Source organism: Lysinibacillus sphaericus, assembly GCF_001629735.1.
Lineage (GTDB): Bacteria > Bacillota > Bacilli > Bacillales_A > Planococcaceae > Lysinibacillus > Lysinibacillus pinottii.
On sequence record NZ_CP015224.1, the window covers coordinates 17,578 to 32,482 of the forward strand.

The 14,905-nt window shown below is 37.9% G+C and carries 10 protein-coding genes; 9 read left to right on the top strand and 1 reads right to left on the bottom strand.

Features of this window, described 5'->3' with window-relative positions:
* Positions 1–43 precede the first annotated feature (43 nt).
* From A2J09_RS00095 to ssuE, 5 genes are all read left to right on the top strand, one after another.
* A complete protein-coding gene (locus A2J09_RS00095; protein ID WP_036160870.1) occupies positions 44–1,324 on the top strand; it encodes an AAA family ATPase in 1,281 nt (426 codons plus the stop codon).
* Entirely contained in the window at positions 1,321–1,896 is a 576-nt protein-coding gene (locus tag A2J09_RS00100) for an RloB family protein (RefSeq protein ID WP_012293008.1), read from the top strand. The genes A2J09_RS00095 and A2J09_RS00100 overlap by 4 nt, the downstream gene beginning before the upstream one ends.
* Before the next feature lie 125 nt (positions 1,897–2,021).
* Entirely contained in the window at positions 2,022–4,103 is a 2,082-nt protein-coding gene (locus tag A2J09_RS00105) for a catalase (protein WP_012293009.1), read from the top strand.
* Positions 4,104–4,310: 207 nt separating this feature from the next.
* Positions 4,311–5,648, top strand: coding sequence for a dihydrolipoyl dehydrogenase (gene lpdA, locus A2J09_RS00110; RefSeq protein WP_036162588.1), 1,338 nt, complete (start codon positions 4,311–4,313; stop codon positions 5,646–5,648).
* A 139-nt stretch (positions 5,649–5,787) separates the two neighbouring features.
* Entirely contained in the window at positions 5,788–6,354 is a 567-nt protein-coding gene (gene ssuE / locus A2J09_RS00115) for an NADPH-dependent FMN reductase (protein WP_012293011.1), read from the top strand.
* A 46-nt stretch (positions 6,355–6,400) separates the two neighbouring features.
* On the opposite strand, the gene A2J09_RS23835 is transcribed toward ssuE, so the two are convergent.
* Positions 6,401–6,553, bottom strand: a complete 153-nt coding sequence (locus tag A2J09_RS23835; protein ID WP_012293012.1) for a hypothetical protein — start codon at positions 6,551–6,553, stop codon at positions 6,401–6,403.
* Between the two features lie 211 nt (positions 6,554–6,764).
* On the opposite strand from A2J09_RS23835, the gene A2J09_RS00120 reads away from it, so the two are divergent.
* From A2J09_RS00120 to A2J09_RS00140, 4 genes are all read left to right on the top strand, one after another.
* Complete coding sequence (locus A2J09_RS00120) at positions 6,765–8,153, top strand: aldehyde dehydrogenase (protein ID WP_031418804.1); 1,389 nt, start codon at positions 6,765–6,767, stop codon at positions 8,151–8,153.
* A gap of 323 nt (positions 8,154–8,476) precedes the next feature.
* Positions 8,477–9,943 (top strand): UDP-N-acetylmuramoyl-L-alanyl-D-glutamate--2,6-diaminopimelate ligase, encoded by a 1,467-nt coding sequence (locus tag A2J09_RS00130; protein WP_031418807.1) that lies wholly within the window; start codon positions 8,477–8,479, stop codon positions 9,941–9,943.
* Positions 9,944–10,077: 134 nt separating this feature from the next.
* A complete protein-coding gene (locus A2J09_RS00135; protein ID WP_012293015.1) occupies positions 10,078–11,655 on the top strand; it encodes a peptide chain release factor 3 in 1,578 nt (525 codons plus the stop codon).
* Positions 11,656–11,847: 192 nt separating this feature from the next.
* Entirely contained in the window at positions 11,848–14,901 is a 3,054-nt protein-coding gene (locus tag A2J09_RS00140) for an efflux RND transporter permease subunit (RefSeq protein ID WP_012293016.1), read from the top strand.
* Positions 14,902–14,905 lie beyond the last annotated feature (4 nt).

The window sequence follows — 14,905 nt, forward strand, 5'->3', positions numbered from 1 at the left end:
ATAATAATTCATTAAAGAAATGGATGTGGACGGAGGCTTACATATGCTTGTAGATTTTAGAGTGAACAATTGTCTAAGCTATAAAGAGGATACATTATTTTCAATGGTAGCAGGAAGTCGTCTACGAAAATGGAAGGATACCCATACCATACCGTTGGATGATTCACTTCGTGTCGTGAAAAGTGCATTTATTTTTGGGCCGAATGGAAGTGGTAAATCCAATCTATTTACCGCGCTTAAAGTTTTGAGAACCTTACTCTTTAACTTTGAGAATCTGAACAATGTTAAACAATTACGCCTGCCTTATCAACCTTTCAAGCTAGGAAGTCAGCAGGGCCAACCAACAGAATTTATGATTTCACTATTTTTGGACGGTGCTTTGTATGAGTATGAAATTCAGTACAATGCTTCCATCATTCTATATGAGCGTCTTCACAAGACAACTCATAATTTGAAGGAAGAGCTTTTTGTCCGACGATGGGATGGTGTGGATTATTCGTATGAAACAGCTCATTCGACTGCACAGGAATTAACAAAATATACGCGGAATAATACAGCCTTTATATCAGTGCTACATGTTTTTAATGATTCAGACGCGTTAAAGGTATTCGATTGGTTTTTACATAAAATGCTGTTTCTAGATGAAGCGAATCGGTTATCAAGTCATCCTCTAATTCGTAAACTTGAAGAGGAGCCCTTTAAAAAAGAGGTCATCAAACTTCTTAAAATTGCCGATTTTTCAATTCAAGATGTCACGGCAAGACGTGTGGAGCGCAGAGAAAAAAATACCATTGGCTACGAATTTGACAGCCCTGAGGTCATTCAAGAAGTTGATATTGACCTACATTATTTATCATTTGATGAATCGGGTGTGCCCATCGGAAACGAGACGATCAATTGGACGATGGATTCTAAAGGTACAGTGCGCATGTTGCATTTAGCTTGTGTGATGGTAGATGCTTATAATAAAGGAAAAACTATTTTTATTGATGAATTCGATACAGCTTTTCATGTATCAATTTGCGAATTTCTAATGGCAATCATGAATAGTAAACGTAATACGAGTAATCAATTTGTCGTGACGAGTCATGAAATAGAGTTATTGGATCAGCCATTGCGTTCTGATCAAATTTGGTTTGTTAATAAAACCTTTAAAAATGAATCTGAGCTCTATTCTTTATTTGATTTTGCAGACTTGCAAAAAAAGCGTGGCGACCTTTCTTATGCAAAACGTTATTTAAAAGGAGAATTTGGCGCAACGCCCGTTATTAATGAATATTTATCTGAACAATATTTAGAAGAAGCGGAGGTATCTGAGCAGTGAGAGTACGTCAACAAGGGAACCGAACACTGCGGAAAACTATTTTAATTTATTGTGAAGGTGAAACGGAGCGTATTTATTTTGAACAGCTACGTATTTTGAAGCGCTCTAAAATGGTGAGTGTCAAAATAAAAAATGTTAAACGATCTGCCATCAAGCTTGCTCAACATGCTTATCGGGATTCTAGTTATCAATATTTTGATGAGGTCTGGATTGTTTTTGATAAGGATGATTTAACAGAAAAGCAATTGGAGGAAGTAAATCAATTTTGTGAGGAAAAAGAGATTCAAATTGCCTATTCTAATGAGGCTTTTGAATTGTGGTTACTTTTGCATTTTGAGGAAGTGGATAGCTCGGAAAAATATCCACGTGCCGTCTTAAATGACAAAATGGAACAACACCTCGGTGTGAGCCGATATTTCCGTCATAAGGCTGATGAGACGATTATTGCCCCCATTGCATTACGTCATGAAGTAGCGATTAAAAATTGTACAGACATGATGGCTCTTCGTAGTTCGGAGAGCCGTGACAACCCTTACTGTAACATACATGAAATGATACGATACATATTTTAAAAACGGTAGGTTCTTTTTGTGACGTAGGGGTCCTACTCTTTACTTTAGTGGAAATAGATTGTCAAATAAATGCATGTTTAATCCAAACAAACATATAGTGTCTATTGAGCGAAATCAGTAATAGTATGAAAGGGGATTGCGTGGATAAGCCAAATTCGAATCAACGCAAAAATATAGAGGAAAATGCCAAGGATCAGCAACTAGAGCCATTTCGTGTAGAGAACGAAGGCACAAAAATGACTACGAATCAGGGTCTTAGAGTGTCAAACGATGAGGATTCCTTAAAAGCAGGAGTCCGTGGTCCGACAATTATGGAGGATTTTCATCTTCGAGAAAAAATTACACATTTTGACCACGAACGAATTCCGGAACGTGTCGTGCATGCTAGAGGTTTTGCTGCACATGGTGAATTCGAATTGTATGAGTCGATGAGAGAGTATACGAAGGCGAAATTTTTGCAAGACCCGAAAAAGAAAACGCCAGTGTTTGTCAGGTTTTCGACAGTGGTAGGTAGTTTAGGTTCAATGGATACGGCTCGTGATGTACGGGGATTTGCAACTAAATTTTACACGGATGAAGGAAATTATGATTTAGTAGGCAATAATATTCCAGTCTTTTTTATTCAGGATGCCATTAAGTTCCCAGATTTAATTCATGCAGTAAAGCCTGAGCCGCATAATGAGATGCCACAAGCTGCCTCTGCCCATGATACGTTTTGGGATTTTGTGGCGAACAATCAGGAGATTGCACATATGATTATGTGGCATATGTCAGATCGAACAATACCTAGAAGCTTCCGTATGATGGAGGGTTTCGGGGTGCATACATTCCGTTTTGTTAATGATAGAGGAAGATCAAGATTTGTGAAGTTTCATTGGAAGCCTGTACTAGGTGTGCATTCACTAGTTTGGGATGAAGCTCAGATAATAGCTGGGAAGGACACAGATTTTCAGCGACGGGATTTATGGGAGGCCATTGAAATTGGAGATTATCCAGAGTTTGAGTTAGGGGTGCAAATACTTGAGCCAGAAGACGAATTTAAATTCGATTTCGATATTTTAGATGCCACAAAACTTTGGCCAGAAGAACTGATACCCGTAAAAATAATTGGAAAAATGACCTTAAATCGCAATGTGGATAATGTATTTGCTGAAACTGAGCAAGTTGCCTTCCATCCAGGAAATGTTGTACCAGGCATTGACTTTACCAATGATCCACTATTACAAGGTCGACTCTTCTCCTATTTAGATACACAGTTAATACGTTTAGGGGGTCCAAACTTTACAGAAATCCCTATAAATCGCCCTCTTTGTCCTGTGCATAATAATCAACGTAATGGTTTTAGTCGACAGGCAATTAATCTAGGAAGAGTAAGCTATCATAAAAATTCATTAGCCAATAATACACCTGCAACATCCACTGCAAGGGAGGGAGGATATGTTCATTATGAAGAAAAGGTTGAAGGGCGAATCACAAGGGCACGTAGTAAATCCTTTGACGATCACTTTTCACAAGCTAGACTCTTTTGGAACAGTATGTCCCCTCCTGAAAAACAGCACATTATAGATGCTTTTAGCTTTGAGGTTGGAAAAGTCAAGAGTAAATCTGTGCGACAACAAGTTGTAGATATGTTTGTTCACGTAGATAAAGCAATGGCTACAACTGTTGCTGAAAATGTGGGTGTTAACCCTCCTAGTGGCGAACAGTCCAAGGTAACAGCCTCTTCACCCGCACTTAGTCAAGCCAATACCATTAAATTACCTTATACACTTAGGGTAGGTGTTTTAATTGGTGATGGATTCGATGCGAATGAGGTAGGGGAGGTATTAAAATATTTAACAAGGCAGGGGGTGCGCTACAGCATTATTTCTGATCGACTAGGAGTTGTGACTGGAAATAATGGTGTTCAATTAACAGCAAGCGACACCTTTATTACAACCGATGCCGTATTATTTGACTCGTTATATGTGGTGGGTGTAAAGGCAAGTAATCAAGCTAAATTTAATACACATATCGTAAATTACATTAATGAGGCATATCGTCATTACAAACCGATTGGATTTGCCGTTACAGGTACAACGTTTTTCAATATGTCGAATGCCAATGTAGGGCCAGGTATTGTTTTAGCAACTGGGAATAAGGATTTTTCTAAAAAATTTGTAGACGCCATTGCACAACAAAGATTTTGGCAACGGAATATTTATTAAGCCTATTAGTTGGGAAAAATATACGCGTAATGAAAGTAAAGTCGAGGCCAGACTGGAGACAAAAGCAATTGAGAGAAAACCTCTCAATTGCTTTTATTATTTTTCATCTTTAAGCTTTAAATTTCTGAAGGATCCCTTTCAATGACCTTACTGGTAATATTGCATTCAATTTTTGCAAATGATAAGGTGATACATGAGGTGAAAAATATGGAAAAATTTGATATAGCAATTATTGGTGCAGGGCCAGGAGGGTATGTAGCGGCCATTCATGCTGCCAAAAATGGCAAAAAGGTTGCGTTGATTGAACGAGATAAATTAGGAGGAGCTTGCTATAATGTTGGATGCATTCCATCTAAAATTTTATTGGAGCATAGTAAACTAGTGCAGGCAATAAATCGAGGAAATAGTTGGGGAATAGAAACAGACAATGTTAAAATAAATTTTCCTCGATTAATGCAACGTAAAGATACAATTATTCAAGAGCTTCTAACAAATATTGAGCACTATATTATCAACAACCATATAACTTTATATCGTGGTGAGGCCACATTAACTAAAGACTTACTGATAACAGTAGGAAATGAAACTTTGACGGCGTCAGATATTATATTGGCAACAGGCAGTAAACCATATGTTCCACCATTTGAAGGGTTAGAGTCCGCTACCTACTTTACAACAGATACATTTTTCAATCTTAAAGAGCTACCAGCACAGTTAACGATTATCGGTGGTGGTGTGATTGCAGTAGAAATGGCCTTTAGTTTAGCCCCCCTAGGAACGAAAATTACAATGCTTAATCATAGTGAGGATATTTTACAAACGGAAGAACCAGAGGCAAGACCCCTTATTCGAGAAAAGATGAAGAAACTTGGTATTGAGCTTATAACAGATTTCCAATTCGAAAAATTTGAAGGCCATACTATTCATACGACAAAAGGTATATATACATATGAAAATCTTCTGTTTGCGACAGGGCGTCGTCCTAATACAGAAATCGCTCAGCATTTGGAGTTAACTTTTGAAGGCCGTTTAATTGCCGTGAATGAGCATTTACAGACGAGTCAGCCTCATATTTATGCAATTGGTGATTTAGTCGGTGGTTATCAGCTTGCACATTCTGCGAGTGCGGAAGGAATCTATGCTGTGGATTATATTATGGGTAATCAACCAGCATTAATTGACCAAGCATCAATCCCGCGTTGTGTATATACACACCCTGAGATTGCCACATTTGGTTTACTAGAAGAACAGGTAAAAGTACCTTACACGATGACAAAAATGCCATTACAAACAAATCCAAAGGCTTTAATGGAGGGAAATACTGAAGGCTTTGTGAAGCTAATAACAAAAGAGGGCAGCGGTCAAATTCTAGGTGCTTGTGTTGTAGGGGATGGTGCAACAGAAATGCTGAATGCTATATTGGCGGCAAAAAACTCAGGTGGTACAGCTCTTTCTTTAGCACAAATGATTTTCCCACATCCGACTGTATCTGAGCATATTGGAGATACTGCCAAAGCTGTTTTTGGAAAAGCCATTCACCAATAATTGAAAAGCTATTGACATTAAAGAAATATATGTTAGATTAATTTTATAAGAATACTTGGTTTTGGAGTTGACTAGGCAGCTAGAGGCTTCTATTTTACAAGGCGGTTTTCGTTTGATTGTAAAATAGGGGCTTTTTTTAATGGCTTTTAAAAAATTAAGAGGAGCTGGTAAATTGACAAAAGCAGTAATCATTAATGGCAGTAACTCAAAAAGCTCTAGAGTTATGGCAATCCATGAAAAGGTTAAAAATCATTTAATGGCACAGGGTGTAGAAGTCCATTCCAATTATATTCATGAACTACCGGCTGTAGATCTAATAACAGCCAATTTTGCAAGTGAAAGTATACAGCTAGAGAATAAATGGATTGAGGAAGTACAAATAGTCGTCATTTTAACCCCTATATACAAAGCATCGTTTACGGGAATATTGAAAACTTATTTAGATTTACTACCCCAAAAAGCACTGCATGGGAAGGTCATTCTACCTATCGCTGTTGGGGGTTCTATTGGTCATTTATTAGCATTAGAGTATGCTTTGAAGCCTGTTTTAGCTGTACTAGGGGCGACCTCAATATCGCACTCTGTTTATATTGTAGATAAACAAATTATTCGGTTAGATGAAGGAGGTTTTGCCATAGAGGAAGAAGCAATCAGTAGACTAGAAGCAGAGTTAGAGCAGTTACGGCAATTATTAATCGCTAATTAAACATGATAAAAGCGCATTAAAGGGGTACCCTATAATGCGCTTTCATTTAATTTACTTCAAGATTTTCTTCGTTTTCTACCGGTGCTGTAGAAAGATATAAGAAAGCCTCATCTTGCAAAAGCAATAATTTTTCTTCACAAATCCCATGTGATAATGGTCCAGAAAAAATAGACTCCCACCATGTCGTTGTTGTTGTCATTCATCTACGCCCCCGTTTCGTTTAGTATGTAGTTGTGTAGTTGTATATTTCCCAAGATGAAAAAATTAAAACATTTCACATACTCAAATTTCTTCCCCCCTGATGTAGAAAGAGGAATTTTTCCTCCTGATGTTGTATCGTATAGACAATGATAGTTTGTTTCGAAATGAAAAAACTATGTATGCCATTTTTGAAAAGGGGTGCTTTATTGATGAATTTTACGTCTAAAGATGTGGAAAATATGATAACAGAGCAGCGTCAATTTTATTTTTCTCGTGCCACTAAAAGTGTCAAATTTCGAAAAGAGCAATTAAAAAAACTAAAGAAATCCATTTTGAAATATGAGAAGGAAATACTGAACGCACTATACTTAGACCTCCGGAAAAGTGAGTTCGAAGCGTATGCAACTGAAATTGGCATTGTCTTAGATAGTATTTCTTACATGGTGAAGCATGTGGAAGAATGGATGGAGCCAGAAGCAGTCAAAACACCTATTCAATATCAGATGGGTAAGAGCTTTATTGTTCGTGAACCGTATGGTGTAACATTAATTATTGGTCCGTTTAATTACCCATTTCAATTGGTCATGGAACCATTGGTAGGTGCTATTGTTGGCGGTAATACAGCTATCGTTAAACCGTCAGAAACATCTGTACACACTGCAGCCATTATAAAAAAGGTAATTGAAGAAACTTTTCACCCATCCTATATACGTGTAGTGGAAGGGGAAAAAGATGAGGTTACTGCCTTAATCCATGCTTCCTTTGACTATATCTTTTTTACAGGAAGTGTAGCAGTTGGCAAAGTGGTTGCTAAGGCAGCAGCAGAACGATTAACTCCAATTGCTTTAGAACTTGGAGGGAAAAGTCCAGCTATTGTTGATCAAACAGCGAACCTAGAAGTAGCAGCGAAGCGGATTGTATGGGGTAAATTCACAAATACTGGGCAAACATGTGTGGCACCAGATTATTTACTTGTTCACAAAGATGTTTATGATCGCTTTATGAAAATTTTAAAAGAGACGATACGTTCTTTTTATGGGAAGAACCCATTAAAAAGCCCTGATTACGGACGCATCGTGAATCTTAGACAGTTTGATCGTTTACAGCAAATTATTAAGGAAGAACGTGACGCTATAACATTCGGTGGACGGATAGATCGAGATGATTTATATATTGAGCCAACAATCATCGAATATGTAAAGTGGACAAGTCCTTCGATGCAGGAAGAGCTTTTTGGCCCTATCCTACCTGTTATGATGTATAACGATTTACCACTGGCAATTCATGAAATACGCCAATTACCGAAACCATTAGCGGCATATTTCTTCTCAGAGCATGAAAAAGCGACTCAATACTTTTTAGAGGAATTGCCATTCGGCGGAGGATGTATTAATGATACGATTACACATGTTGGTAACTTACACTTACCATTTGGAGGTGTTGGTCCATCGGGTGTGAAAGCATATCATGGTAAAGCAAGCTTTGAAAACTTTACACATGCAAAATCCATTTTAAAGAAATCTTCTAAGCTTGAGACGAATGTACTGTTTCCACCGTATAATCAAAAGGTGAAAATTGTACGCTCTATTATGAAATAGTTAAAATGGGGGTATCTTTTTTCAAATGAAGATATCCCCTTTCAAAAAAACCCTCCTTTGTATAGAAAAATATCCCCAAAAATCCCAACCTAGGCGTGTCGAAAAATGCCGATTAGTCATTAATTATGAAAAAATTGAAGAAAACGTATTTTTTGTTCAAATGAAAGCGTTTTCGTTAAAAAAACAGCACGGAGACATTTTATTTATCGCGAAATAAGTAGTAAAATAAGTTCAATAGAGCGTGGGGGGATTCATTTTGTCGTTTTTTGTCGAATAATCAAAAATGATGACATGAGTGTAGAGATTGATTGGAGGACTATGAAATGTATGCAGAGGAATTGTTAAGTGCATTACCTTTGAAAAAAATAATTGGCATGTTGCCAGACCAAGTGACTGATATCGTAGTAGATTCAAGAAGTGTACAGCCAAATAGCATGTTTGTTTGTATTAAAGGTTATACAGTGGATGGACATGACTATGCTCAAAAGGCTGTAGATGGAGGTGCTACGATTGTTGTAACAGAGCGGGAATTGCCGCTAGGTGAGATGATTGCTCAAGTAATTGTAAAAGACACAGACCGTGCAGTAGGCTTGTTAGCCGCAAAGTTTTTTGATTATCCTTCCAAAGATATAACGATGATCGGGGTAACGGGAACGAATGGTAAAACATCTGTAACAGGTATTATTCAAAATATTATGCATGGTATGGGTGAAAAATCTGCCTTATCTGGCACAATTGGCTTTAATTTAAATGGAATTTTATATGAATCTGCCAATACAACAAGTGATGCGTTATCAACACAACAAATGATTTTTAGAGCAAAAATGGAAGGCTGTCGTTTAATGACGATGGAGGTTTCATCCCATGGATTAGCACTTGGACGTTTAGCAGGTGTTGACTATGATGTAGCTATTTTTACAAATCTAACGCACGATCATCTTGATTTCCATGGTACGATGGAGGAATATGGGCATGCCAAAGGTTTATTATTCTCCCAGCTTGGACAAGATTTAGAAAAAAATAAATTTGTTGTGCTAAATGCCGATGATGCTTGGTCAGAGCGGTACGCAGCTATGACACCATTTCCAGTGTGGACATATGGTTTAAAAAATGAAACAGCAGATTTCCGTGCCATTAACTGTGAATATCACGATTATATGACATCTTTTGATGTGGAGATGTCAGAAGGAATTTATCGTGTGAAAATGAATTTACTAGGTGAATTTAACATTTATAATGTGTTAGCAGCAATGGTGGCATTTTATGGTCGTGGCTATTCTATGGAGGCCATTATTGAGCAAATCGAGCAACTTCCACCAGTTAAAGGACGTATGGAAAAAGTATGCTCTGAGCTACCTGTACAAATGTTTGTTGATTATGCACATACACCTGATGCTATTGAAAAAGCGATTGAGGCAGCACAACCATATAAAAAGGGCAAACTTATTTTCTTAGTTGGGACAGGTGGTAACCGTGATAAATCAAAACGTCCTGCCATGGCTGAGAAGGCGTCGGCAGCAGAGTATGTTATTTTGACAACAGATGACCCACGCTATGAGGACTATAATAGTATTACGGGTGATTTGGCAAAAGGGATGTTACATGACAATTTTGCCTGTATCGGAGATCGTGCAGAGGCAGTTCGTCATGCGATTGAGGTTGCTGAACCAGGCGATATGATTATTTTTGCTGGTAAAGGCCATGAGGATTATCAAATTATTGAAAATACAAAATTTCCGCATAGTGATGCAGAAATAGCAATAGAAGCTGGCCGTTTGAAATTTGTTTGATGGAATATAAGATTTAGGAAACCCTTTTAGATAGTACTAAAGGGTTTTCTTTTTGGCGATTTCATGTAAAAAGGTTGTACGAAAGGCAAGACTTCTTTTATTATTATTAAGTATGAAAAAAGGAGAATGACGAGATGAATTCAAATTTAGAAAAAGATATACAATCCCGTCGTACTTTTGCCATTATCAGTCACCCTGATGCTGGGAAAACGACGATTACAGAAAAGCTTTTACTTTTTGGAGGCGCCATTCGTGACGCAGGGACAGTAAAAGGAAAAAAAACAGGTAAGTTTGCAACATCTGACTGGATGGAAATCGAAAAGCAACGTGGTATCTCTGTTACTTCTTCCGTGATGCAATTTGACTATAATGGCTCACGTGTGAATATCTTGGATACCCCTGGGCACCAAGACTTCTCAGAAGATACTTATCGCACATTAATGGCAGTAGATAGTGCTGTCATGGTAGTGGACGCCGCTAAAGGGATAGAGGCGCAAACTTTAAAGCTATTTAAGGTTTGTAAAATGCGCGGTATTCCGATTTTCACTTTTATTAATAAATTGGACCGTCAAGGGAAAGAGCCGCTTGAGCTAATAGAAGAGCTTGAGGAAGTACTGGGGATACATGCATATCCTATGAACTGGCCGATTGGTATGGGGAAAGAGTTTCTTGGTATTTATGATCGTTACAATAAGCGTATTGAGCAGTTCCGTACGGATGAAGCTGAACGCTTTCTGCCAATAGATGAAAATGGTGAACTTGCTGTAGAGCATCCGATGAAAGTTACTTCTTATTATTCTCAAGCAATGGATGATATATTACTACTGGACGAGGCTGGTAATGAATATTCGGAAGAAAAAATTCGTCGTGGCGAATTAACACCAGTGTTCTTTGGTTCAGCTTTAACAAATTTTGGGGTACAAACATTCCTAGAGACTTACTTACAATTTGCACCAATACCACAGCCTAGAATTACGGAAGATGAGCAGTTTATTGATCCGCTTGAACAAGAGGAATTTTCAGGATTCATATTCAAAATTCAAGCTAATATGAATCCTGCGCACCGTGACCGTATTGCCTTTGTCCGTATTGTGTCTGGTAAATTTGAGCGTGGCATGAATATGACTTTGTCTCGTACTGGCAAATCCTTTAAAGTCACACAATCTACACAATTCCTAGCTGATGATCGTGAGACTGTAGATGAAGCTGTTGCAGGGGATATTATCGGTTTATATGACACAGGGACTTATCAAATTGGAGATACCGTAGTGGGTGGTAAAAAAACATTCCAATTTGAAAAATTACCACAGTTTACTCCAGAGTTATTTGTCCGTGTAACGGCTAAAAACGTAATGAAATCGAAGCAATTCCATAAAGGTATTTTACAATTAGTACAAGAAGGTGCCATTCAATATTATAAAACACTGCACACAGAGGAAGTTATTCTTGGAGCAGTGGGTCAACTTCAATTTGAAGTATTTGAACATCGTATGAAAAATGAATACAATGTGGAAGTAAGGATGGAGCCAATTGGTTCGAAAATTGCCCGTTGGATTGAAAATGAAGAGGATGTTAAAGAATCTATGTCCTCTGGACGTTCAATGCTGGTGAAAGATCGTTTTGATAATCTTGTGTTCTTATTCGAAAATGAGTTTGCCATGCGTTGGTTTGCCGATAAAAATGAAAACATTAAACTTTATAGCCTTCTTTAATAGTCAACACGAATCGACAATTTTGCGATTCGTGTTTTTTTACAAGGAAATTTGACACGGATTGTAGAATATATACAGTATTAGGAAATTTGAATTCGCAAATGCGCTTAAGATAGGAAATTAGCTCATTTATAAAATAATGCCCTTTTCGGCTATGATAGAAAGGAAGAGGTAGAAGAAGGAGTTTTTAATATGAACATCAGTAATTTTTCGATTAAAAGACCAGTATTTACTATTGTAACGATGCTATTTGTAATTTTATTAGGTGGTGTATCGTTATTAAAAATACCGATTACTTTAATACCTGAGCTAAATCCGCCAATAGGTGTAGTAGTCACCTCTTATCCGGGAGCCAGTCCAACAGAGGTGAATGAAAGGGTGACGAAGCCTTTAGAGGCAACACTAGCCACCTTACCAGGCATTAAGAAACTACAATCAACTTCACAAGAAGGAAGCAATTTAATCGTCCTTGAATTCAATTGGTCCACCAACCTAGAAGATGTCCAGCTTGATATTTTACAGAGAATTGATATGACACCACTTCCCAATGATGCGGGCAAACCAAGCTTTTTAAAGTTTGATCCATCCCAATTTCCCATTATTCAGCTTTCATTGCGGGCAGAAAATGAAAATGTAGATGTGCGCTTATTAGCAGAGGATTTAGAAAAGGAGCTTCGACGGACAGAGGGTGTCGCAAGTGTAAATGTTTCTGGGAAGCTTATAGAGGAAATACAAATAACGTTAGATGAGGTAAAGTTAGTCGAAAAAGGCTTAACACAGGCAGATATTATTCAAATAGTCCAAGCGAACAATGTATCACTTCCTGGTGACCCTGTTTTAACTGATGATGGAAAAATGTTAACAACACGTATTGTTAGTACTTTAACATCACCTCAGGATATAGCCGATTTAATTGTTTCCGTGAATCCTTTAACAGGTGAAGCGTTAACAGTTGGCAACCTCGCCTCTGTTAAAAGGGCAGAACAGCCATCTGTAACGACAACCCGTGCCAATGAGCATGCAGCAGTTCTTATGTCCGTTTTACAGGAGTCGGGTGCGAATACTGCTGAAGTGTCAAAGGAGTTTCAACAAACCTTAAATGAATTGCTAGAGAAAGAGCAATACAGGGGAATTACAGCAGACATATTAGTAGATCAAGGCAACTACGTGGATATTGCCATTAGCAACATAGGCTCTTCCTTAATTTTAGGAGGTCTGTTTGCGATGGTCGTTCTTTTTGTGTTTTTACGCAGTGTGAAGAGCCCTATCATTATTGGTATTGCCATCCCCTATTCGGTTATTGTGACATTTGTATTAATGTTTTTGGCTGATTTTTCACTCAATATTATGACATTAGGTGCTCTAGCATTGGGTATTGGCATGCTAGTGGATAATGCAATCGTTGTTATTGAAAATATTGAAAGACACTTAGGGTTAGGAAAAGATCCTATTACAGCAGCGCAGGAAGGGACAAGGGAAGTTGCTCTTGCGATTACTGCTTCAACACTAACAACAATCGCTGTCTTTATTCCTGTTATGTTCATCGAAGGACTGATTGGACAAATTTTTACAGAATTTGCTCTCACTATTTCATTTAGTTTAATTGCCTCTTTAGTAGTTGCCCTTACAGTAGTACCGATGCTAGCGAGTCGGCTATTAAAAATGAAAAGTATTAACTTTTATGAGCAGCGTAGTAAATCTCTATTTTATAGGCAGTACAAATCGTCTATTGTGTGGGTTCTGCAGCATCGCATGCTCCTACTAATTTTCACGGTAGTTTGCTTTGGCCTATCATTATTTGGATTGACTAGAATAGGTACTGAATTTTTACCACCTACCGATGAAGGTTTTACAACTATTAGCGTCAATCTTGAAAAGGGTGTAGCTGTATCGAAAACTGAACAGGTAGTCAGAAAGATTGAGGAACGTTTAAAGCAGGAAAAAGATGTGGATGTTTATGTTAGTTTAATCGGCGGTACACAACAATCACAATCACGTGGACAAACTAGCCCGAACCAAGCAGAGATGTATGTAAAGCTTGTGCCTTTAGCAGAAAGAGAACGTTCAATTTTTGAATTTGTTGAAGAGCTAGAGCAAGACTTACTGGGAGAGCTAGAGGAGAAGACTGAACTGACATTTAACGTATCGACAGCAACTGGCTCATCACCGCATACTTTAACGTTTCGATTAACCGACTCTGATGAACAAAGGCTCCAAGAGGCAGTCAATAAAGTACAACAAGACCTGCAAGCAATTGAAGAGGTGACGAAAGTTTCCACAGATTTAGATAATACTGTTCAAGAAATTCAAATTGAAGTAAACCGAGAAAAGGCAAAAGACTATGGTTTCATACCCGCGCAAATTGCACAGTCTGTCAATCAAATGACAAGAGGACAATTAACCTCCCAATTAATTGCAGAGGATGGTGCTGTATTACCTGTCTACACAGGTTTCGGTCAGCTCTTCAATGATAGTATAGATTCACTAAAAGCAATGCAACTGCGTTCACCAGCAGGGGTATTTGTGAAATTAGAGGATGTTGCGACAGTTTCTATAAAAGAGGGACCCGTCTCTATTCGCCGTTCAGATCAGGCGGCAGCAGTGGCATTTTTTGTTGAATATGAAACGAAGGAATCTTTAGGGGGAATATCGGCAAAAGTAGATAAAGCAATAAAGAGTGCTCAATTAGCTCCTACTACACAAATCGTATTTAGCGGTGATCGTGAGCTTTATGATAGTGCAATCGATGATATGCTATTAGCAGTGATTCTTGCCATTATATTAGTGTATATTGTGATGGCTGCTCAATTTGAATCATTCAAATATCCGTTTGTCATTATGTTTACGGTTCCATTAATGATCATAGGGGTAGCGGCTGCCATGTTTGCTACAAATACTTTAATTGGTGTGACATCTGTAATAGGAATTTTAGTACTTGTAGGGATTGTTGTAAATAATGGTATTGTGCTAGTTGATTATATTAATCAGCAAAAAGCAAATGGTATGTCTGCTTATGAAGCAATTTTACTAGCTACTCAGGATCGTCTCCGTCCAATCTTAATGACAGCGTTAACAACTATATTAGGGTTGTTGCCACTTGCACTTGGCATAGGTGAAGGAACAGAGATGAATCAACCGATGGGAATAGCTGTTATTGGAGGACTTGTGACTTCCACGTTACTAACCCTATATATTGTACCGATTGTTTATAGTTTAGTGGATAAAGAAACAAGAAAGATGCGTTAGAATC